This window comes from Amycolatopsis sp. cg9 (genome assembly GCF_041346945.1).
Lineage (GTDB): Bacteria > Actinomycetota > Actinomycetes > Mycobacteriales > Pseudonocardiaceae > Amycolatopsis.
The window spans coordinates 10,365,665-10,387,120 of record NZ_CP166850.1 but is presented as its reverse complement, the minus strand read 5'-3'; the positions used below and the strand labels follow the sequence as shown (position 1 = coordinate 10,387,120).

Genomic DNA, 21,456 nt, shown 5'->3' with positions numbered 1-21,456 from the left:
GTCTCCTCTCATGATTGGACTGAAAGCCGTGACCACACCTGGGATCCCGCCGTTGTCCGCCCCGGCGTCGGAACTGGAAGACCTCGACCGCAAGCACCTGGTCCGCTCGATGCACCGCGGTGACATCACCGACCGGCTGGTCATCGTCAAGGGGCAGGGCAGCACGGTCTGGGACGCGCGCGGCAACGAACTCCTCGACGCCGCCGGCGGCGGGGTCTGGCACTCGCCGCTCGGTCACGGCCGCGCCGACCTCGCCGAGGTCGCCGCGAAGCAGATCAAGGAGATCGAGTTCTTCACGAGCCTCCTCGAGTTCACCAACGAGAAGGCGATCCGGCTCGCCGAGCGGCTCGCGCAGCTGGCGCCGGCCGGCATCAACCGGGTCGCCTTCTCCAGTGGTGGTTCGGAAGCGGTGGAGACCGCGATCAAGGCCGCCCGGCTCTACCACACCCGCAAGGGCTCGCCGGACCGGACGTGGATCCTCGCCCGGCACTACTCGTTCCACGGCGCGACCTACGGCAGCGGCACCGCGACCGGCTTCCCGCCCATGCAGGCGGGCGTCGGCCCGAACCTGCCGCACGTCGAGAAGCTCTCCCCGCCCTACCCGTACCGGGCGAAGCAGCTCTACGGCGACGTCGACCCGACCGACTTCCTGGTCAAGGAGCTCGAGGACACCATCGAGCGGATCGGCGCGGGCAACATCGCGGCGATGATCGGCGAGCCGATCATGGCGGGCGGCGGCGTCCTCGCCCCGCCGCCGGGGTACTGGAAGCGCGTGCGCGAGGTCCTGCGCAAGAACGGGATCCTGCTCATCGCGGACGAGGTCGTCACGGCGTTCGGCCGGATCGGCTCGTGGTTCGAGTCGGCGAACCAGGGCATGGAGGCGGACATCATCACCGCCGCCAAGGGCATCGCCGGTGGTTACGCGCCGCTGGGGGCCACCCTGATGACCGACGACATCGCCGACACCCTCATCGGCGACGGCGGCTTCTTCCACGGCTACACGTTCCAGGGCCACCCGGTCGCCTGCGCCCTCGGCCTGGCCACGCTCGACATCATCGAGCGCGAAGGCCTGCTCGACAACGCGCGGCGCATCCAGGGCTGGTTCGAGGAGGGGCTGGCCCCGGCGCGGGAGCTGCCGAACGTCGGGGACGTCCGGATCGAGGGCACCCTCGCCGCCCTCGAGCTCGTCGCGGACAAGGAGACGACCATCCCGCTGGACTGGTCGCAGGTCGAGGCGGTCGCGTTCGAAACGCGCAAGGCCCACGGCGTGATCGCGCGGCCGTACGGGCACAACTTCGTGCTCGCGCCGCCGCTGGTGTTCACCGAGGCGGAGGCGCGCCGGGCCACCGCCGCGGTCGTCGAGGTCGTTTCTCGGCTGCGCCCGGACGGCACCCTCGCGCCGCGGTGACCCCGCGGGGTGGCGGGCGCGAGCCCGCCGCCCCGCCCGCCGAGCTCCGGCAGCGAGCTCGACCCCGATTGACCTTCTGGAGCTTGGAGAGCAGATGTACGACTACGTGATCGTCGGCGCGGGTTCGACGGGGTGCGTGCTGGCGGCCCGGCTGTCGGAGGACCCCGACGTCAAGGTGGCCCTGCTGGAGGCGGGACCGCCGGACGACGCCGAGGAGATCCACATCCCGGCGGCGTTCAGCCAGCTGTTCCGCACCCGCTACGACTGGGACTACGACACGGCGGAGGAGCCGCACCTCGGCGGCCGCCGGCTCTACCTCCCGCGCGGCAAGGTGCTGGGCGGCACCAGCTCCACGAACGCGATGCTGTACGTCCGCGGCACGAAGCTCGACTACGACGGCTGGAACCAGCCGGGCTGGTCCTTCGACGAGGTGCTGCCGTACTTCAAGAAGTCCGAGGACAACGAGCGCGGCGCGTCGGAGTACCACGGCGAGGGCGGCCCGCTGTCCGTTTCGGACAACCGCTCGCACAACCCGAGCTCGGTGGCGCTCGTCGAGGCCGCCGTCCAGGCCGGTTACAAGGCCACTGACGACTTCAACGGCGCCCAGCTCGACGGCTTCGGCGAGTTCCAGCTGACCCAGCGCGACGGCAGGCGGTGGAGCACCGCGGCGGCGTTCCTGCGCCCGGCGCTGGGGCGGCCGAACCTCACCGTGCTGACGGAGTTCCGCGCGCACAAGGTGATCATCGAGAACGGCCGCGCGGTCGGCGTCACCGGCCAGCAGGGCGACGACGCCCCGGTGGACATCCGCGCCGAGCGCGAGGTCATCCTCTCGGCCGGTGCCTACAACTCGCCGCAGCTGCTGCAGCTGTCCGGCATCGGCCCGTCCTGCCTGCTCTCGGCGTTCGGGATCCCGGTCGTCGCCGACAGTCCGCAGGTCGGCCAGAACCTCTCCGACCACGCGCTGGTGCCGCTGGTTTCGGTGCACTCGCAGCCGATCAGCATGACCGCGGCGGCCACCCCGGAGAACTTCCGGTTGTTCATGGAGGAGCAGCGCGGCCCGCTGACCGGCAACGGCCCGGAGGCCGGCGGCTACTTCCGCACCCTGCCGGACCTGCCCGCCCCGGACGCGGCGATCTTCGCGGCGCCGGTGATGTTCGTGGAGAGCGGGCTCGCCTTCCCGTACGAGCACGCGATTTCCCTCGGCCCGGTGCTCATCACGCCGGAGAGCCGGGGCAACATCACCCTGCAGTCGACCAACCCGACGGCGAAACCGCGCATCCTCAACAACTTCTTCGCCGAGGAGTCCGACCTGGAGACGGGCGTGCGGGCGCTGCGGGTCTCGCTGGAGATCGCCAAGCAGGAAGCCCTGCGGCCGTTCCACGAGTCGTTCTACCAGCTGCCGGCGTCGGAGTCCGACGAGGACCTCAAGGCCTACCTCCGCCGGTACACCCACTCGATCTTCCACCCCGCGGGCACCTGCGCGATCGGCGAGGTCGTCGACGCCGAGCTGCGCGTCCAGGGCGTCGACGGCCTGCGCGTGGCCGACTGCTCGGTGATGCCGGTCGTCGGCCGGGGCAACCCGAACGCGTCCGCCATCATGATCGGCGAGAAGGCCGCCGACCTCATCAAGGAGGCCAGCTGATGTACGACTACATCGTGGTCGGCGCCGGCTCCGCGGGCTGCGTGCTCGCGGCCCGGCTGTCCGAGGACCCCGACGTCAAGGTCGCCCTGGTCGAGGCGGGCGGCAACGACGACGTCGAGAACATCCACATCCCGGCCGTCTTCGGCGACCTGTTCCGCACCCGGGTCGACTGGGACTACGACTCCCACGAAGAAGAGCAGCTGAACCGGCGGCGGATCTTCCACCCGCGCGGCAAGGTGCTCGGCGGCACCAGCTCGATCAACGCGATGCTGTACTTGCGCAACAACCGCATCGACTACGACGGCTGGAACCAGCCCGGCTGGAGCTACGACGAGCTGCTGCCGCTGTTCAAGCGCTCGGAGGACAACGAGCGCGGCGCGTCGGAGTACCACGGCGCGGGCGGCCCGCTGTCCGTTTCGGACGGTCGCTCGTTGAACCCGGCGACGACGGCGCTCGTCGAGGCGGCGCTGCAGGCCGGGCACCCGGCCAACGACGACTTCAACGGGCCCACCCAGGACGGCTTCGGCCGCTTCCAGGTGACCCAGCGCAACGGGCGCCGCTGGAGCACCGCGCAGGCGTTCCTGCACCCGGCGCTCGAGCGGCCGAACCTGACGCTGATCAAGAACTACCAGGTCTACCGCGTGCTGATCGAGAACGGCCGCGCGATCGGCGTCACCGGGCGGCAGGTCGACGAGGAGCTCACGCTGCACGCCGAGCGCGAGGTCATCCTCTCGGCGGGGGCGTACAACTCGCCGCAGCTGCTGCTGCTTTCCGGTGTCGGCCCGGCCGACCAGCTGCGCGGGCTGGGCATGGAGGTCGTGCTCGACCACGCCGAGGTCGGCAAGAACCTGCAGGACCACCCGCTGGTCCCGCTGATCTACGAACACTCGCAGCCGAACAGCCTGCTGAGCGCGTTCGAGCCGGAGAGCATCCGGGCGTTCCAGGAAGAGGGCCGCGGCCCGCTGACGTCGAACGGCCCCGAGGCGGGCGGTTACGTGCGGACCCAGCCGGGGCTGCCGGGTCCGGACGTCGTGTACTTCTCCGGGCCGATGGAGTTCGCCGACAGCGGCCTGACGGTGCCGACCCGGCACGCGATCACGTTCGGCCCGGTGCTGCTGACGCAGCGCAGCCGCGGGCAGATCACGCTGGTGGCGGAGGACCCGACGGCCAAGCCGAAGATCGAGCACCGCTACTTCACCGCGGAGGGCGACATCGACGTCGCGGTGGCCGGCGTCCGGATCGGGATGGACATCGCGCGCCAGCCGGCGTTCGCGAAGTTCAACGAGCGCCTGCTCAACGCCCCGGCGTCGGACTCCGACGACGACCTGCGCGAGTACGTGCGGCGCTACACGAACTCGATCTTCCACGGCAGCGGCGCCTGCGGGATGGGCCGGGTCGTCGACCACGAGCTCAAGGTGTACGGCGTCGAAGGCCTGCGGGTCGCCGACGTCTCGGTGATGCCGACCGTCGGCCGCGGCGCGCCGAACGCGACCGCGATCGTCATCGGGGAGAAGGCCGCGGACCTGGTCCGCGGCGCGCAGTCGACGCCACTGGCCAAGGCGTCCTGACGCGGCTCCCCGCGCGGAGAAAGGGACGGCCGGCACCCCCGGCCGTCCCTTTCGCGTCCCCGGCTCCGCTGCGCTCCGCCCGGCCTCAAGCGCCCCAATGTGGCGTTCGGTGCGTCAGACGCACCGAACGCCACATTGGGTGCGCTCGACGCAACCAACGCCACATTGGGGCGCTCTAGTCCGCAGCGGGGGAGACGAGGACGTGCTCGCCGGAAGCGAAGACTTGTTCGCGAACCCCATCGCGAGCCAGTGAGAGGAAAAGCCCGTGAGCGCAGCATCCGACCGCGGTTCCGGGGACGCGCGACCGGCGTCCCTCCGCCGCACCCTCGGCACCCCCAAGATCGTCTTCCTGGTCGTGGCCGCCGCGGCGCCGCTCGCCGCGATGGTCGGCACCGTCCCGCTGGCCTTCGCCATCGGCAACGGCGCCGCGGTGCCCGCGATGTTCGTCTTCGCCGGGCTCACCCTCCTCTGCTTCTCCGTCGGGTACGCCGCGATGAGCCGCCGGATCGTCACCTCCGGCGGGTTCTACGGCTACCTGTCCGCCGGGCTCGGCCGGCCGGCCGCGGTCGGGGGCGGCTGGGCCGCCGTGCTCGCCTACAACACCGCGACCGTGGGCATGACCGGCGCCTTCGCCTACTTCGCGCAGCTCGTCGCGTCCTCCTACGGGCTGGACTGGCCGTGGCCGGTGTGGGCGGCGATCGGGCTGGTGCTGATGGGGGTGCTGGGCTACCGGAAGATCGACTTCAGCGCGCGGGTGCTGGCCGTCCTGATGATCGCCGAGGTCGCGATCCTGGTGCTGCTCGACGTCGCGGTGCTGCTCCGGCACGGCGGTGGCGCGCTGCCCGCGGCTTCGTTCGACCCGGCGACGATCGTCGGTGCCGGTCTCGGCGTGTCCCTGATGTTCGCGCTCATCTCCTTCATCGGCTTCGAATCCGCCGCGCTGTACGGCGAAGAGTCGCGCAACCCGCGCCGCAGCGTCCCGCTCGCCACCTACTGGTCGGTGATCCTGATCGCGGTCTTCTACGCGCTGACGAGCTGGGTCGCGGTCGGCGCCGTCGGGCCGGGGCAGCTGCGGGACGTCGCCGGGCAGCAGCTCGGCAACCTCTTCGGCGGGCTCACCGACGACTACCTGGGCTCGGCCGTCACCACCGCGATGCAGATCCTGTTGTGCACCAGCCTGTTCGCCGGGATGCTCGCGATGCACGGCGCGTCCAACCGCTACCTGTTCGCCCTCGGCCGCGACCGCGTGCTGCCCGCCGGGCTCGGCGCGGTGCACCGCAAGCACGGTTCGCCGCACCGCGCGAGCCTGACGCAGACGGTCTTCACCGTCGCCGTGACCGCGATCTTCGCGATCGCCGGCGCGGACCCGTACGTCAACCTCGCCACGACCATGACGGGGCTGGGCACGCTCGGCATCGTCGGGCTGCAGGCGGCGGCGTCCCTTTCGGTCATCGCGTTCTTCCGCCGCCGCCCGGACCGGCACTGGTGGCGCACCGGGGTCGCGCCGGTCCTGGGGCTGCTCGGGCTGGTGGCGTCCGCGGTGCTGGTCATCCAGAACTTCGACCTGCTGACCGGGACCACCAGCACGCTGGTGAACTCGCTGCCGTGGGCGTTCGTGGTCGTCGTGGCGGCCGGCGCGGGCTTCGCGCTGTGGTTGCGCGCCCGCCGTCCCGAGCGTTACGCGGCGCTTTCCCGGATCGCGTCGGAACGCGGCGGGCTGGCGGCGGTCCCGGACCCGGAGGAGCCCGGTGACCGGCGCGCCGAGGCCGCCTGAGCGGCACTCGGGGAGATGTCCGCACCGCTTCACGACCATACGATTTTCCCTTGGCGGCTGAAGAAAGTCTCCCGCCGACACGTCCTGGAGGAGCCGAAACAATGCGTGTGCAATTCGCCATCTGGCCGGCCCCGGCGCACACCTATCCGCTGGCGCCGCTGGCCTGGGCGCTGAAGTCCGCGGGGCACGACGTCGTGATCGCCACGCACCCGGGCGGGGTGGAGACGATCGCGTCGATGGGCATCACCCCGGTCGCGGTCTGCGACATCGACAGCATGCCGATCCCGATGGGCCCCGGCCGGGCCTACGAGAAGGAGCGCGCGGACCTCGCCGAGATCACCGCGGCCCTCGAAGCGCTCGGCTTCGACGCCGACGACCCGGACCGCGAGCACTGGGACGTCTACAGCCAGTACTACCTGCCCGCGCAGTGGGACTTCGCGCCGTGGAAGGGCGACCCGAACGAGCCGCTCCCGTTCCTCGACGGGCTCGTCGAGTTCACCAAGGCGTGGAAGCCGGACCTGGTGATCTGGGACGCCTGCCTGCCCGCCGCCGCGGTGGCGGCGAAGGTCGCCGGCGCGGCGCACGCCCGCTGGTGGACCGCGCCCGACGTCTTCTGCCGCAGCATCGACAAGTTCAAGGAGCTCACGAGCAAGCCGGGCGCCCCGGAACTGCCGAACCCGGCGGTCGAAACGGTGCGCGCGGCGGCCGAGCGCTACGGCGTCGAGGTCGACGACGAGCTGCTGTGGGGCCAGTGGACGATCAACTCGCAGCCGCAGGAGATCGGCCCCGAGGTGTCCGCGAACGTCGTCCCCATGCGGTGGGTGTCGTACTCGAGCCAGCAGCCCATGCCGGACTGGCTGTACCCGGTGCCGGAGCGCCCCCGCGTCGCGGTGTCGCTGGGCCTGTCCGAGCGCGCGTTCATGGAGGGCGGCTGGGACCACATCCCGGTCCTGCTGAACGCGCTGTCCGAACTGGACGTCGAGGTCGTCGCGACGCTCGACGACCAGCAGCTGGCCAAGGTCGAGCAGATCCCGGAGAACGTCCGCGTGCTCCCGTTCGTCCCGCTGGACCAGCTGGTCCCGACGTGCTCGCTGCTCATCCACCACGGCGGCGTCGGCACGGTCATGCCGGCGATCCTGAACAGCGTCCCGCAGCTGCTGGTCGACTTCGTCGGCCACAGCATCCGCGCGAACCCCTCCGGCGCGGCCCGCCTGGCCCGGTCGCGCTACAGCCTCGGCCCGGCGCTGGCCCGCTTCACCCTGGCGAAGGGCGCGGGCCTGGTGCTGAACGTGGCCGAGCCGGACGCCGCGGTGATGCGCGAGCAGATCCGCCGGGTCCTGGAGGAGAAGTCCTTCAAGGAGAACGCCCAGCGGCTGCAGAAGGAGATCAACTCGGTCCCCGGCCCGGCCGAGTACGTGAAGATCCTGGAGCAGCTCACGCTCGACCACCAGAGCTGAGTACCGCCGCGTCTCCTGCGCCCCAATGTGGCGTTCGGTGCGTTGGACGCACCGAACGCCACATTGGGTGCGCTGGACGCACCCAACGCCACATTGGGGCGCTGGCGGCGAGCCGTGCGGAGGCCGCGGGCCGGGGATCACCCGGCCCGCGGCCTTTCTCGTGGGGTCAGCCCGCCCGGCGGAGTTCCGGTCGCAGCGCCAGGGGAGTCAGCGTCCGCACGACTTCGGCGGGCGACGGCTGCGCGGCGTTCTCGGCCGCGACCTCGGCCGCGACGACGCCGAACCGGGGATCGTCCAGCAACTGGGCGCACCCCGCCGCGACGGCCTCGGGCGTGATCTCCCCGGGCGCCAGCCGCAACCCCGCACCCGAGCGCACCACGGCTTCCGCGTTGCCGATCTGGTCGTCGAAGTGCGGCAGGACCAGCTGCGGGACCCCGGCTTCCAGCGCCGCCAGCGACGTTCCGTTGCCCCCGTGGTGCACCACCGCATCGCACGTCCGCAGTGCCTGGGCCAGGGGGAGCCGTCCCGCGTGGAGCACCGACGGCGGGAGCGGGCCCCACGCCGCCGCCGTCTCGTCGGCCACCGCCACCACCAGCTCGATGTCCAACGTGGACAGTTCTTCGAGCAGGGCCAGGAACAGCCCGGCCGTCCCCAGCCCGGGGAGCACGGTGCCCAGCGTCAGGCACACCCGCGGCCGCCGCGGCGGGACCGCCAGCCAGTCCGGCAGCCGGGCGTCGCCGTTGTAGGGCACGTGCCGCATGCTCGACTGCTCGGCCGCGTGCAGGTGGCGCAGGCTCGGCGGCCAGGTGCCGACGACGTGGTCCGCGCGCGGCAGCTCGGGCAGGCCGAGCGCGGACAGCTCGCCGGCGAGCACCTCGTCGGCCGCGGCCCGGTATTCGCGCAGCGCCGGTACGCCCCACTGCAGCTCGACGCCGGGGACGCCGTGCACCGCCGCCGTGATCGCGCCGGCCGCGGCCGCGCGTTCGAACACCACGAGGTCCGGCCGCCAGCTCTCCGCGAGCCGGAGCGTGCCGACCAGGTTGCGGGCGGAGATGCGCGCGAACACCCGGCCGTGGGCGAGCAGGTGCTCGCCGGCGTCGGCGAAACCGTCGCCGGCGAGGCCGGTGAAGTCGGCCGCGGGACCGGCGGGCGTCGCGGGGAGCCCCGCGCGCAGCACCGTCGGCAGGTAGTCCTCCGACGTGGTCACCACGACCTCGGCGCCGGCGGCCCGGTAGGCCCACGCGAGCGGCACGAGGGGGAAGAAGTGTCCCGAGAGGGGCACCGTGGCGAAGAGGATCCGCATGATCGTGTGCTCCCAGCGTCGGCGAACGCCCAGGTGGGCGACGGTCCTTGCGTTCGAGGTTCCCAGCCGTCCGCCGCCCCCAGCGTCTCGTCGATTGCTTGCGGAGTTCGTGACGCAGAGCAATGAGAAAGATGCGGCCGTCATCGAGAGTGACCGACGATCAGTGTTGGACGAGTCACGCCAAGTGACTCTTGAAACGATTCAGACAAAACACCTAAAGGGGATCATGACCACCAACAGCTCGACGTCCCCAGGCGAGCTGGCGGGCAAGAAGGAGTGGATCGGCCTCGCCGTTCTCATCCTCCCGACCCTGCTGCTGTCGCTCGACCTGAGCGTCCTCATCCTGGCGATTCCGCACGTCACCGCGGACCTGCACCCCAGCAGCGCGCAGATGCTGTGGATCGTCGACATCTACGGCTTCACCATCGCCGGTCTCCTCGTCACCATGGGGAACCTCGGCGACCGCATCGGGCACCGGCGGCTGCTGATGATCGGCGCGGCGCTGTTCAGCGTCGCTTCGGCGGTGGCGGCCTGGTCGTCCAGCGCGGAGATGCTGATCGCCGCCCGCGCGGGGCTCGGCATCGCCGGCTCCACGATGATGCCCACGATGCTGGGCCTGATCTCCACGATGTTCCGGAACGCGAAGCAGCGTGCGGTCGCGATCAGCGTCCAGACCAGCTTCTTCATGGTCGGCATGGCGATCGGCCCGCTCGTCGGCGGCGTGATGCTGTCGGCGTTCTGGTGGGGTTCGGTGTTCCTGCTCGGCCTGCCGGTGATGGGGCTGCTGCTGGTCGTGGCCCCGATCCTGCTGCCCGAGCACCGGGCCGCCGGCGCCGGCTTCAAGCTCGACCTGCTCAGCATCGTGCTGTCGATGGCGACCATCCTGCCGGTCATCTACGGCCTCAAGGAACTGGCGCGCGGCAGCTCGGTCGTGGTGTCGCTGGTGGTCCTCGCGGCGGGCCTGCTCTTCGGGGTGGCGTTCGTCCGGCGGCAGCGGCGGCTGGCCGACCCGCTCCTGGACGTGCGGCTGCTCGGCCGCCCGGCCTTCAGCGGCGCGCTGGGCATGATGCTGCTCGGCGGGTCCACGATCAGCGGCATCATCCTGCTGTTCAACCAGTACCTGCAGCTGGTGCTCGGCCTGTCGCCGCTGAACTCCGGCCTGTGGCTGATCCCCTACACCGTCGGCATGGTGGCCGGGTACATGGTGTCGCCGGGCCTGGCCCAGCGGTTCCGCCCCGCGGTCGTCATCGCCGCCGGGATGATGGTCTCCCTGGTCGGTTTCGTGCTGCTCACGCAGGTGCCGGCGAGCGGCGGGCTGGTCATCACGGTGCTCGGCACGGTCCTCGCGACCGCCGGTCTTTCGCCGATGCTGGTGCTGGGCATCGGCCTGGTGATGGGCTCGGCGCCGCCGGAGAAGGCCGGGGCGGCGGGCGCGATCTCGCAGACGAGCAACGAGCTCGGGGTCGCGTTCGGGATCGCCGCGTTCGGGTCCATCGCCACGGCCGTCTACCGCGGCACGGCCGAGGTCCCGGCCGGGGTGCCGTCCGACGTCGCCGCGGCCGCCCGCGAGGGCATCGCCGAAGGCACGGCCGCGGCCGGCAGCCTGCCCGGTGACCTCGCCGGTTCGCTGCTGACCGCCATCCGCGAGGCCTTCACCAGCGGGTTCGCCGGGGTGGCGATCGTCTGCGCGGTCCTCATGGTGGTGCTCGCGACGGTGGCGCTGCTGCTGTTCCGGCACGTGCCGAAGAGCGGTCAGGAACCCGCGCCGGAAGCGGAGTCCATTCCGGACGAAGTGCCGGCCGGCGAGACCGTGTAGCTCAGACGACGACGGGTTCCGGGAGCGGGACGATGAACCGCCCCCGGAACCCGTCGGCGCGCAGCAGGGAGATCAGCTCGTCGGCGATGTGCCAGGACAGCAGCAGCGCGTACTCCGGCTGGTCCGTTCCGCACAGCCGCTCTTGGGCGACCACGGGGAGGTGCGCGCCCGGCGAGAACCGGCCGATCTTGCGCGGGTTGACCTCCGAAACGAACTCGAGGTCGGCCGGTCCCAGTCCGCAGTAAGTCAGCAACGTCGTCGCCCGCGCCGGTGACGTCGCGGCCGCGACGCGCGAACCGTCCCGCGTCACCTCGGCCAGCAACCCGCGCAGGCGTTCGCGGTGCTCGGCCACGCGTGCGGCGAACGTCCGGTAGGTCACCGCACTCGTCAGCGCCAGGGTTTTCTCGAACTCCCGCAACGCGGTCACCGATTCGTCCACCGTGCACTTGCCGGCGGATCCGGCGTAGACGCGGAGGGAACCGCCACGGGTGGGGATCCGCTCGGCGCGGAACACCTCCAGCCCGTACCGGGCGAAGGCGGCCTCGAGCGCTGTCAGCGAGTAGTACCGAGGGTGTTCGTGGTAGAAGAAGTCGTACTGCAGGGTTTCGAGGAGATCCGGCAGGTAGTGCGACTCCGAGACGAAGAGCCCGTCGTCGCGCAGGATCGCGCGCACCCCGCTCAGGAAGTCGGCCGGGTCCTCGACGTAGGCCAGGGTGTTGACCGCGGCGACGATGTCCACAGGGGACAGCCGCCGGGCGGTCTCCGCGCCGAAGAACTCCCGCACGACCGGCGCCGCGCCGAAGCCATTGGGGTCGACGCCGAGCACGTCGAGCCCCCGGGCGGCCAGTTCGGCGAGCAGGACCCCGTGGTTGCTGCCGATCTCGACGACCGAGGCGCGTGGGTACGCGGTGGCGAGGTCCGCCGCCAGGTCGCGCAGGTGCCGCCGGTAGCTGCCGGTCACCCCGTCGAGGTGGTGGTAGTCGCCGGCGAACAGCACGCGTTCGCTCACCGGCGCCACGATCTGGACCAGGCCGCAGCGCGGGCAGAAAGCGAGGTCGAGCGGCCACGCGGGCTCGGCCGCCGCGTCCGCGGGGAACAGGCAAGCCGGCTGCGGCCCGAGCGCGAGGAACTCGTGGACCTCGACGCCCGGGCACGTCCGGCAGAAGCCGACGGCTACCGCGCACCGCCGGGGGTGAAGGCCACCGGCAGGCGCTTGATGCCGTTGATCATCGGCGACGTCAGCCGCGCCGGCTCCGCCGTCGAGCGCAGGTCCGGGATGCGGGTCAGCAGCTCGCGGAACATCACGCCGATCTCGAGGCGCGCCAGGTGCGCGCCGAGGCAGAAGTGCGGGCCCGGGCCGCCGTAGCCGATCTGCGGGTTCGGGTCGCGGCGCACGTCGAAGCCCGCGGGGTCGGTGAAGTACTTCGGGTCCCGGTTGGCCGCCCAGTAGTACATCATCACCTTGTCACCCGGGACGAGCAGCTGGCCGGAGAGCTCGACCGGTTCGGCGCCCTCGGCGATGGTGCGCCGCTGCGCGATGACCGGGGTCGTCCAGCGGACGATCTCCTCCACCGCGGTCGGGGTCACGCCGTCGATGTCGGCCAGCCAGGCCTCGCGCTGCTCGGGGTGCTGCGTCAGCAGGTGGATGCCCCAGGTGATCGCGTTGCGCGTGGTCTCGGTGCCGGCGCCGGTGAGCAGGATGAAGAACTGGGCCAGCTCGTTCGGCGTGAGCGACTCGCCGTTGACCTCGGCGGTCATCAGCTGCGAAATCATGTCGTCGGTGGGGTTTTCGGCGCGCTTGGCGGCCAGCTCGTGCAGCAGGTTGGTCAGCTCCTGCACGGCCTTGAACAGCGCCTCGAACGCGTCTTCGCCCTCGGGGACGTACTCCGGGTCCTGGACGCCCATCATCTTGTTCGTCTGGTCGAAGACGAACTGCTGGCTGGCCTCCGGGACGCCCATCATGTCGCAGATGATGCGCAGCGGCAGCTTCGCGGCGATGTCCTCGACCGCGTCGCCCTCGCCGCGGTCGATCACCTCGTCGACGATCTCCTTGGCCACCTGGGCCACGTTGTCGTGCAGAGACTTGATCTTCTTGTTGGTGAAGCCGCGCGAAACGATGCGCCGCAGCCGGGCGTGGCGGGGGTCGTCCATCGAGATCATCGACTGGTCGAGGAACTCCGCCGGCATGTCGACCGGCGTGGCGTTGCCCTTGCCGGAGATGAACGTGCCCGGGTTGCGGCTGGCGAAGAGGATGTCGTCCATCTTGGTCACCGCGTAGTAGCCGCGGCCACGCGGCAGCGAGCCGAATTCGGGCTCCTCGAAGAACGGCAGCCCCGGCCGGGCGCGCAGCTCGTCGAACGCGGCGTGCCGGTAGTCGAGGGGCTTGGCCCAGAAGCCTTCGAAATCGGAAAGGTCGATCGTGGTCATGGTTCCGGCCTCCACGCCAAAGTACGGTGTACCGCCGACTATCGCAGACGCCGGTCCGTCCGCGCGCCTTCGAGGTTGCGCGCGAGGGCGGCACGCGGGGAGACGCCGCCACCGGATGGCACGGGAAGAGTGAAAACGGAATATCAGCTTCGGCTGCCTCGAGCGATCCCAAGAGCAGGAGCCGGCATGGCGCAAACTGTGGAAGTACCCCTCGAGCCCCACCACCTGGGGGCGCCGAGGAAACTCGATTCGTTGACCGGCTTGCGGTTCTACGCCGCGTTCGTCGTGTTCCTCTTCCACACGGGGATCATGATGAACCCGGCACTGCCGACCGGGCCGATCAACCCGTTCGCCGACGTGGACGTCGCGAAGTGGTACGGCGCGATCTTCGGGACCGGCGGCTTCGTCGGTGTCTCCTTCTTCTTCGTCCTCAGCGGGTTCGTCCTGTCCTGGTCGGTGAAACCCGGCGAGCGGGCGCGGGCGTTCATCCGCCGCCGCATCGTGAAGGTGTTCCCCAACCACCTGGCGATGTGGGTCGCGGCGATGGTGCTGTTCGCCGCCGCGTACACCAGCTGGAAAGCGTGGCTGCCCAACCTGTTCCTGGTGCACCCGTGGTTCCCGGACTTCAGCATCGCCATGAGCGTCGACACCCCGTCGTGGTCGCTCGGCGGCGAGCTGCTGTTCTACGTGCTGTTCCCGCTGATCATCCGCCCGATCCTCCGGATGGACGTCCGTCGCCTGTGGCTGTGGGCCGGGATCATGGTGGCCGGGCTCTTCGCCTACCAGCTCGTCGCGACGTTCGTCGTGCCGAGCGACGGCGCCAACCCGAACATCCCGATTTCGCCGCTGCAGTACTGGTTCGGCTACTTCCTGCCGGTCGGCAGGCTGTTCGAGTTCGTGCTCGGCGCCGTGCTGGCCCGGATCGTGCTGGCCGGCAAGTGGATCGGGATCAAGCCGGCCGCGTCGGTCGTGTTCATGGTGGTCGGGTACGTCGCTTCGATGTTCGTGCCGTTCCAGTTCTCGCTGAACTTCGCGACGCTGATCCCGATCGCGGTGATGGTGGCGTCCTTCGCCAACGCGGACCTGCGCGGCACGCGCACCCGGCTGCGCGGCCGGGTCGCCGTCTGGCTCGGCAACGTGTCCTTCGGGTTCTACCTGTCCCAGGGCGTGACGATCTTCTACCTGCGGTCTCTGATGGGCAACGCCGTGTTGAGCACCCCGCTCGCGATCCTGGTGCTGATCGGCCTGTTCGTGGTGACCCTGTTCGTCGGGTGGCTGCTGTACCGGTTCGTCGAGACGCCGATGATGCGCCGGTTCAGCCGGGCGCGTCCCGCGCGGATCCCCGCACCCCGGGCGAGCTAGCCCGCGCTACCGGCACTGCGCTGAAGGGGACTTTCCTCGCACCAGATGCGAGGAAAGTCCCCTTCAGCGCGTCTGATGCACTGAACGTCCCCTTCAGCCGGGCGCGGGAAAGCCACTGGCCCCGCCCCTCCGGAGAGGGACGGGGCCAGTGGCTGCCCGTACGGCGGTGCGGCCTCAGCGCTCGAGGATCCGCGGCTCCGGCAGCGGCTCGATGAGCGTGCCCCGGAAGCCTTCGTTGCGCAGGTTGGTGATGACCTCGTCGGCGATGTGCCAGGACATCAGCAGCGCGTACTCCGGCTGGTTGTCCCCGGCCAGCTCCTGCTGGCTGATGATGGGGATGTGCGTGCCGGGGAACAGCTTGCCGATCTTGCGCGGGCTGATCTCCGAGACGACGTCGATGTCGTCCGGGCCGAGCCCGCAGTAGTTCAGCATCGTGACCGCGCGGCCCGGGGCGGACGCCGCCGCGACGCGCGCGCCGGTGTTCTTCAGGAACCGGACCAGCTCGTTGAGCTTCTCGCGGTGCTGCTCGACGCGCTCGGCGAACTGCGTGTAGATCATCGAGTCGCGCAGCTTGAGGGAGTCCTCGAGCTCGCGCAGTTCGATGACGGACTGGTCGACCTCGTGCGCGCCCGCGAAGCCGGCGTAGACCCGGATCGACCCGCCGTGGGTCGGGATCCGCTCGATCTTGACCGTCTCCAGGCCGTGCCGCCGGAACGCCTCGTCCAGCGCCGTGACCGAGTAGTACCGCGAGTGCTCGTGGTAGGCGAAGTCGTACTGGAGGGTCTCCAGCAGGTCCACCAGGTAGTGCGACTCGGTGACGAACAGGCCGTCGTCCTTGAGGATCGTGGTCACGCCGTCCAGCACGTCGTGCAGGTTGGTGACGTGCGCGAACACGTTGAGCGCGACGACGAGGTCGGTCTTGCCGCGGGTGGCGGCGAGTTCGGCCCCGACGGTCGAGCTGAAGTAGTCCTTGACGACCTGGGACCCGGCGGCGGTCACCTGACCGACCGGGTCGACGCCGAGGACGTCGAACGAGCGCGCGGCCAGCTTGTCCAGCAGGCTGCCGTCGTTGCTGCCGAACTCGACGACGGACCGGCCGTCGGTCGAGTCGAACAGACCGGCGAGGGTGTCGGCGAGACCTTGCAGGTGCTCGTGGTAGCCGGCGGTCAGGCCGGCCAGGTGGTGGTAGTCGCCCGAGAACAGGATGCGCTCGCTGACCGACTCCAAGACCTGCACCAGGCTGCACTGTTCGCAGAAACCCAGCTCGAGCGGCCAGAGGCGTTCGTTCTCCGCTTCTTCCCGATTCGCCGGGAAATGGAACGAAGGCTGCTGGCCGAGTGAGAGGAACTTGCGGACCTCCACGTCCCCACACGTCTGGCAGAGCGTTTTACTCACGACCTACTCCTTCGGGCTAGCCGTACGGTGCTCCGGTGGACAAACGTACGGCGCCCGGTTCCGCGGCGGCGTCTCCGCGATTGCGAGCTAGCGCCCGAGAATCCCGTACCTGGCCTCGGTGTCCGTTTTCTGCGGTTTCCACCACCATTCGTTTTCGCGGTACCAATCGAGGGTGGCGGCCAGTCCGGCGCGGAAATCCGCGTACCGCGGCTGCCAGCCGAGTTCGGTGCGCACCTTGGTGGAATCGTTGGAATAGCGCAGATCGTGGCCTGGGCGGTCCTCGACGTGGTCGTAGGCGTCGGTGGGCAGGCCGGAAAGCTCGAGGATCAGCTCCACGATTTCCTTGTTGCTGCGCTCGTCCCCGGACCCGATGAGGTAGGTGTGGCCGGCGCGGCCGCCATCGATGATCCGGTGCACGGCGTCGTTGTGGTCGGCGACGTGGGTCCATTCCCGGACGTTGGCGCCGGCGCCGTACAGCTTCGGCCGGGTGCCGGTGAGCAGGTTGGTCACCTGGCGCGGGATCAGCTTTTCGACGTGCTGGTACGGGCCGTAGTTGTTGGCGCAGTTGGAAAGCGTCGCCTCGACGCCGTACGAGCGGACCCACGCGCGGACCAGCATGTCCGAGCTCGCCTTGCTCGCCGAGTACGGGCTCGACGGGTCGTAGGCGGTTTCTTCGGTGAACTGTTCCACCGCGTCGAGCGGCAGGTCGCCGAACACCTCGTCGGTGGAGATGTGGTGCAGCCGCCGCCCGTGCTTGCGGACCGCCTCCAGAATGGTGAAGGTACCGAAGATGTTGGTCCGGATGAACGGCGACGGGTCGTGCAGCGAATTGTCCACGTGGGACTCGGCCGCGAAGTGGACGACGGTGTCGGTGGCGCCGACCAGCCGGTCGACGAGCCCCGCGTCGCAGATGTCGCCGTGCACGAACGTGATCCGGTCGGCGACCGGCGCGAGGTTGTCGCGGTTGCCCGCGTAGGTGAGCGCGTCCAGCACGGTCACTTCCGTGTCCGGCCGCCTTTCGATGGTGTCCAGCACGAAGTTCGCGCCGATGAACCCCGCTCCGCCCGTGACCAGCATCCGCCGCATGCGGGCACGGTTCCACAGTCCCGTGCGCCGGAGCGTCTCCTCACGTGCGGGTCACGCCGCCGGCCGGTCCCGGTCGAGCAGTTCCACCACGACGTCCACTTCGGACCGGTCGAGCGCGGCCATGTACCGGCGGAGCAGGACGCGTTCCGCGCCGGAGGGCCGCGCCCGTCCGCTGCGCGCGCCGGGCAGGTGCCGCTTCATCGTCGAACGCGCCCGCTGCAGCGCGCTGTTGGCCGAAGCGACGCTGACCTCGAGCACGTCCGCGCACTCCTTGGCCGACCACCCGAGCACGTCGCGCAGGACGAGCACCACGCGCTGCTTGGGCGGCAGGTGCTGCAGGGCGGTCAGGAACGCCAGCTCGAGCACCTCCCGGGCGAGGACGGCGGCGTCCGCGCCCGGCGTGCTCGGCTCCGGGCCGTCCGCGCCGAGCTCGTCCGCCGCCGGCTGCCGGGCGAGGTGGTCGAGGCAGCAGTTGGTGGCGATCCGGTACAGCCAGGCGCGGAAGGTGGAGCGGCCCGCGTACTGCTCCCGCTTGTGCCACGCGCGGAGGAAGGTCTCCTGGACCATGTCCTCGGCCTCGTCGCGGGAACCGAGCAGCCGGTGGCAGTGGACGCGCAGTTCGTGGCGGTGCCGTTCGAGCAGCCTGCCGAACGCGCGCTCGTCGCCCGCGGGGACGGCGCTCGCCCGGTCCGGTCTGTCGTCCACTCGTCGTACTCCCCTCGCATCCCCGGTCCAGGCTCGCAGCGCGGTGGACGGTGCCCCACTCCTGGGTTGCGCTCCGCCGCAGGCCCCGGCGAGTCCTGCCCGCTCGGTCTGCCGGCGCCACGGCTTCTTCGTTCGGCAACGCGGGAGATGTGCCGGTCGCGGACCTCCAGCACGATGAACGAAGTGGTTGACGCCGATGGCCGGGAGGAAGTCGTGTCACCAGGACTGGGAGCCGCCGGAGCAGCGCCGGCCGACACGGCGACCCGTGCCGAGATCTCGGCACGCCGCCGCGGGATGATGGCGCTGTTCACCACCGCCACCCTGATGAACGCCGCGATGGCGGCGGTCGCGCCGACGAGCACCATCTGGGCCGAGCCCTACGTCGGCGTCATGTGGAGCGCGTTCCCGCAGACGCTGACCATCCTCGGCACCGGCCTCGGCGCGCTGCTGCTGGTGCGCGCGACGTCGTGGCTGGGCTGGCGGGCGAGCCTGATGGTCGCCTTCGCCGTCGGGACGCTCGGCGGCCTGATCTGCTTCACCGCGACGCTGATCGAGAGCATCCCCCTGCTGGACGGCGGGATGTTCGTGCTCGGCCTCGGCGTCGGCGGTTCGATCGTCTCGCGGTACGCGGCCGCGGAGCTCTACCCCAGTCACCGCAGCGGGTACGCGCTCGGGCTGGTCGTCGCCGCCGGTGCGGTCGGGTCGGTGGGCGGGCCGCTGCTGCTCTACCCGATGAGCTCGCTGATGGGGTCGTTCGGCCTGCCCGAGCTCTCCGGGCCGTTCCTGCTCGCCGCGGTGGTCAGCGCGGTCGCCGGCCTCGGCGGGATCACGCTGCCCCGGCACAAGGCCCCGCGCGGTGAGGGTTCGCAGCTGGCGGTGCTGGGCTCGGTGTTCCGCTCCGGTTCGGCGAGAATGCTGCTGCTGGTCATGATCGTCAGCCAGCTCATCATGGTCGCGATCATGACCGCGGCCCCGATGGACATCATCCTGAAGGACGGCACCCTGGTGGTCGTCGGCGCCGCGCTCGCCGCGCACGCCGGCGGCATGTTCATCTTCGCCCCGCTCACCGGCTGGATGATCGACCGGATCGGCGCGCGCAAGGTGATGTTCGCCGGCCTCGCGGTCCTCGTGCTCGCCGCCGCGATCGGCGCGGGCTCCACCATGTCCCACACGGTGCTCGGCTCGATCTCCCTGTTCCTGCTCGGCTACGGCTGGAACCTCGGGTTCATGGCGGGCAGCCGGACGCTCGCGACGACGCTGGCCTCGAACGGCCAGGGGCAGGTCGTCGGCGCGGTCGACGCCGTCGTCTGGTGCGTGTCGGCGACCGGCACCATCGGCGGCACGGCGTTGCTCGGCGCCGGCGGGTACTCGATCATGTCGGAGATCATGGGGATCCTGCCGATCGTCACCTTCCTGCTGCTGCTCCGCAGCCGGCCGGTCGCGGCGGTCTCGCCGGCCGCCGCCCCCGCGGCCGCGGCGGGCACCCCCGAACGCACGGACGAAGCTGCCTGACCGCGAGGAAGGACGATCCTGGTGCACTGGAACGCGCTGGAGCGGCGGCTGGCGGGTGAGCTCCTCACCCCGGACTCGGCCGGCTACGACGAGGCCCGCCGCCCCGAAATGGCCCGGTACGAAACCGTCCGCCCGGCCGTCGTGGTCCGCTGCGCCGGCGCCGCCGACGTGGCGGCGGCCGTGGCCGCGGCCCGCGAAACCGGGCTGCCACTGGCGATCCGCGGCGGCGGCCACGACTTCGCCGGGCATTCGTCGACCACGGGGATCCTGCTGGACACCCGGCCGATGGCGACGGCGACCGTCGAAGCCGGGCAGCTCGTGGTCGGCGCGGGCGCGCGGCTCGCCGACGCCTACGACGCGCTGGCGCCGCACGGCCGGACGATCCCGGCCGGCTGCGGCCCGACCGTCGGCCTCGCCGGGCACGCCCTCGGCGGCGGCATGGGCATCCTCGGCCGGCGGCACGGTTTCGCGCTGGACCGGCTGCGCGCGGCCACGGTGGTCCTCGCGGACGGCCGGGTCGTCGACTGCGACGCCGACCGCGAGCCGGACCTGTTCTGGGCGCTGCGCGGGGCGGGCACCGGCAACTTCGGCGTCGTGACACGGCTGGTCTTCGACCCCGTGCCGGCGCCGGAAGCCACCAGCTTCCACCTCACGTGGGGCCGCGAGCACGCCCCGGCGCTCGTGCTCGCCTGGCAGGAGTGGCTCGCCGGCGCGCCGCGCGAAGTGGCTCCGAGCCTGATGGTGACGGCGTCGGCGAACCCGGCCGACGAGCCCGTCACGCACCTGTTCGGCACGCTGACCGGCGGGGCGGAGTCGGTGGCGGAGTTCGTGCGCTCCCTGCCCGCGCCGGTCACCGACACCCGCGTCACCCTGCCCTACCGCGAAACCAAGGCGTACCTCGCGGAGAACGGGCCGGGCGACGACCACCCGGGCGCGCACCTGTACAGCCGGGCGGAGTTCATCGCCCGGCCGCTGCCCGCCGACGTCGTCGAGGCGCTGCTGAGCGGGTTCGACGACGGGCGCAAGGCGGGGGAGGGCCGGTCCCTGGAGCTGCTGCCTTCGGGCGGCGCGTACAACGACCTCGACCCGACCGCGACGGCTTTCCCGCACCGGACCGCGCAGTACCTGCTCAAGCACGCCGCCGACATCGACGCCGACCTCGAGCCGGCCGACACGCGCAAGTGGCTGAACCGCTCGTGGGAGCTCGCGCGCCCGTGGGGCACCGGCGGGGCCTACCCGGGCTTCCCCGACCCGGACCTCGAAGACGCCCCTTCGGCCTACTACGGCGAAAACCTCGCCCGGCTGCGGGCGGTCAAGGCCCACTACGACCCGGACGGACTGTTCCGGTTCGCCCAGTCCGTGCCGCTCGGCGAGCGGCGCGGCCAGGAAGGAGAGGGTTCATGAGTGACCCGACGCCCGCGCCGCGGGTGTGCGCGGGGACGCTGTTCACCCGCGGCGACACCGTGCTGCTGCTGCACCGCTCGATCTACGAGAACGGCTGGGACATCCCGGGCGCGCTGGTGGGGCACGGCGAGTCGCCGGCCGCGGCCGCGCGGCGCCAGTTGGGCGAGGACCTCGGTCTTGACCGGGAACCGGCGGGGCTGGTCGTCGTCGACTGGGTGCCGGGTGACGACGGCGACGAGTTCCTCTACGTGTTCGACGGCGGTGAGCTCGCCGACGACGACATCCGGCTGACGCTCGGCCGCAACGGGCTGGACCGCTCGGAGTGGGTCCCGGTGGCCCGGCTCGCCGAGTACCTGCCGCCGGAGCTGGCGGCCCGGTTCACCGTCGCGCACGGCACGTCCCGCACCCTCTCGCTGGAGCGCGGGAAACCGGCCGGGAACGGCTGAAAGTCCGCACGTGCGAAGAAGAGCCCGGCTCCGGCTGGGCTCTTCCCGTGCCCTGACCGGGAAGAACGCGGCAGTCAGGGGATTTTTCGCCCGGTACCGATGAGTTTTGCACGCCCGAGCCGTCACATGAGCAGGGCAACACAAACTGGGT

Annotated in this window: 16 protein-coding genes and 1 pseudogene; 10 read left to right on the top strand and 7 right to left on the bottom strand. The window is 71.1% G+C overall.

From position 1 onward, the window contains the following. The first annotated feature begins 28 nt into the window (after positions 1 to 28). From AB5J73_RS47320 to AB5J73_RS47300, 5 genes are all read left to right on the top strand, one after another. A complete protein-coding gene (locus AB5J73_RS47320; protein WP_370966644.1) occupies positions 29 to 1,408 on the top strand; it encodes an aspartate aminotransferase family protein in 1,380 nt (459 codons plus the stop codon). 94 nt (positions 1,409 to 1,502) lie between these two features. Further along, complete coding sequence (locus tag AB5J73_RS47315) at positions 1,503 to 3,050, top strand: GMC family oxidoreductase (RefSeq protein WP_370966642.1); 1,548 nt, start codon at positions 1,503 to 1,505, stop codon at positions 3,048 to 3,050. Then, positions 3,050 to 4,618 carry a GMC family oxidoreductase gene (locus AB5J73_RS47310; protein ID WP_370966640.1) on the top strand — a complete coding sequence of 523 codons (1,569 nt, stop codon included), beginning with the start codon at positions 3,050 to 3,052 and terminating at the stop codon, positions 4,616 to 4,618. Before AB5J73_RS47315 ends, AB5J73_RS47310 begins: the two co-directional genes overlap by 1 nt. A gap of 265 nt (positions 4,619 to 4,883) precedes the next feature. After that, positions 4,884 to 6,392, top strand: coding sequence for an APC family permease (locus tag AB5J73_RS47305; RefSeq protein WP_370966638.1), 1,509 nt, complete (start codon positions 4,884 to 4,886; stop codon positions 6,390 to 6,392). 101 nt (positions 6,393 to 6,493) lie between these two features. Next, a complete protein-coding gene (locus AB5J73_RS47300; protein ID WP_370966636.1) occupies positions 6,494 to 7,849 on the top strand; it encodes a nucleotide disphospho-sugar-binding domain-containing protein in 1,356 nt (451 codons plus the stop codon). A 166-nt stretch (positions 7,850 to 8,015) separates the two neighbouring features. Here the strand turns inward: AB5J73_RS47300 and AB5J73_RS47295 are convergent, their stop codons facing one another. After that, entirely contained in the window at positions 8,016 to 9,152 is a 1,137-nt protein-coding gene (locus AB5J73_RS47295) for a nucleotide disphospho-sugar-binding domain-containing protein (RefSeq protein WP_370966634.1), read from the bottom strand. A gap of 226 nt (positions 9,153 to 9,378) precedes the next feature. Here AB5J73_RS47295 and AB5J73_RS47290 point away from each other — a divergent pair, with 226 nt between their 5' ends. Beyond that, complete coding sequence (locus AB5J73_RS47290) at positions 9,379 to 10,968, top strand: MFS transporter (protein WP_370966632.1); 1,590 nt, start codon at positions 9,379 to 9,381, stop codon at positions 10,966 to 10,968. Position 10,969: 1 nt separating this feature from the next. Here AB5J73_RS47290 and AB5J73_RS47285 read toward each other — a convergent pair whose 3' ends face one another. From AB5J73_RS47285 to AB5J73_RS47275, 3 genes and pseudogenes are all read right to left on the bottom strand, one after another. Continuing rightward, positions 10,970 to 11,929 (bottom strand): class I SAM-dependent methyltransferase, encoded by a 960-nt coding sequence (locus AB5J73_RS47285; protein WP_370973566.1) that lies wholly within the window; start codon positions 11,927 to 11,929, stop codon positions 10,970 to 10,972. A 39-nt stretch (positions 11,930 to 11,968) separates the two neighbouring features. After that, positions 11,969 to 12,118: pseudogene (locus AB5J73_RS47280) on the bottom strand (hypothetical protein); the annotation flags it as partial. A 23-nt stretch (positions 12,119 to 12,141) separates the two neighbouring features. Next, on the bottom strand, positions 12,142 to 13,395 hold the full coding sequence (locus tag AB5J73_RS47275; protein ID WP_370966630.1) for a cytochrome P450: 1,254 nt from the start codon (positions 13,393 to 13,395) through the stop codon (positions 12,142 to 12,144). A 252-nt stretch (positions 13,396 to 13,647) separates the two neighbouring features. On the opposite strand from AB5J73_RS47275, the gene AB5J73_RS47270 reads away from it, so the two are divergent. Beyond that, complete coding sequence (locus tag AB5J73_RS47270; RefSeq protein WP_370966628.1) at positions 13,648 to 14,757, top strand: acyltransferase family protein; 1,110 nt, start codon at positions 13,648 to 13,650, stop codon at positions 14,755 to 14,757. Between the two features lie 174 nt (positions 14,758 to 14,931). Here the strand turns inward: AB5J73_RS47270 and AB5J73_RS47265 are convergent, their stop codons facing one another. The 3 genes from AB5J73_RS47265 to AB5J73_RS47255 all read right to left on the bottom strand — a co-directional run bounded on the left by AB5J73_RS47265 (position 14,932) and on the right by AB5J73_RS47255 (position 17,943). Beyond that, a complete protein-coding gene (locus tag AB5J73_RS47265) occupies positions 14,932 to 16,152 on the bottom strand; it encodes a class I SAM-dependent methyltransferase (RefSeq protein ID WP_370966626.1) in 1,221 nt (406 codons plus the stop codon). Positions 16,153 to 16,239: 87 nt separating this feature from the next. Beyond that, positions 16,240 to 17,238, bottom strand: a complete 999-nt coding sequence (gene rfbB / locus AB5J73_RS47260) for a dTDP-glucose 4,6-dehydratase (RefSeq protein ID WP_370966624.1) — start codon at positions 17,236 to 17,238, stop codon at positions 16,240 to 16,242. 51 nt (positions 17,239 to 17,289) lie between these two features. Further along, a complete protein-coding gene (locus tag AB5J73_RS47255) occupies positions 17,290 to 17,943 on the bottom strand; it encodes a sigma-70 family RNA polymerase sigma factor (RefSeq protein WP_370966622.1) in 654 nt (217 codons plus the stop codon). Positions 17,944 to 18,126: 183 nt separating this feature from the next. Here AB5J73_RS47255 and AB5J73_RS47250 point away from each other — a divergent pair, with 183 nt between their 5' ends. Genes AB5J73_RS47250 through AB5J73_RS47240 form a run of 3 tightly spaced genes read left to right on the top strand, consistent with a single transcriptional unit; the run spans position 18,127 to position 21,305 of the window. Then, positions 18,127 to 19,455: an MFS transporter gene (locus AB5J73_RS47250; RefSeq protein ID WP_370966620.1), complete on the top strand. Its 1,329-nt coding sequence runs from the start codon at positions 18,127 to 18,129 to the stop codon at positions 19,453 to 19,455. Between the two features lie 21 nt (positions 19,456 to 19,476). After that, complete coding sequence (locus AB5J73_RS47245; RefSeq protein ID WP_370966618.1) at positions 19,477 to 20,859, top strand: FAD-binding oxidoreductase; 1,383 nt, start codon at positions 19,477 to 19,479, stop codon at positions 20,857 to 20,859. Further along, complete coding sequence (locus AB5J73_RS47240) at positions 20,856 to 21,305, top strand: NUDIX domain-containing protein (RefSeq protein ID WP_370966616.1); 450 nt, start codon at positions 20,856 to 20,858, stop codon at positions 21,303 to 21,305. The genes AB5J73_RS47245 and AB5J73_RS47240 overlap by 4 nt, the downstream gene beginning before the upstream one ends. Positions 21,306 to 21,456: the final 151 nt, after the last annotated feature.

Coding starts and splice junctions, on each gene's coding strand:
- AB5J73_RS47290 (WP_370966632.1), top strand. CDS start 9,379: ATGACCACCAACAGCTCGACGTCCCCAGGCGAGCTGGCGGGCAAGAAG.
- AB5J73_RS47300 (WP_370966636.1), top strand. CDS start 6,494: ATGCGTGTGCAATTCGCCATCTGGCCGGCCCCGGCGCACACCTATCCG.
- AB5J73_RS47295 (WP_370966634.1), bottom strand. CDS start 9,152: ATGCGGATCCTCTTCGCCACGGTGCCCCTCTCGGGACACTTCTTCCCC.
- AB5J73_RS47315 (WP_370966642.1), top strand. CDS start 1,503: ATGTACGACTACGTGATCGTCGGCGCGGGTTCGACGGGGTGCGTGCTG.
- AB5J73_RS47240 (WP_370966616.1), top strand. CDS start 20,856: ATGAGTGACCCGACGCCCGCGCCGCGGGTGTGCGCGGGGACGCTGTTC.
- AB5J73_RS47310 (WP_370966640.1), top strand. CDS start 3,050: ATGTACGACTACATCGTGGTCGGCGCCGGCTCCGCGGGCTGCGTGCTC.
- AB5J73_RS47275 (WP_370966630.1), bottom strand. CDS start 13,395: ATGACCACGATCGACCTTTCCGATTTCGAAGGCTTCTGGGCCAAGCCC.
- rfbB (WP_370966624.1), bottom strand. CDS start 17,238: ATGCGGCGGATGCTGGTCACGGGCGGAGCGGGGTTCATCGGCGCGAAC.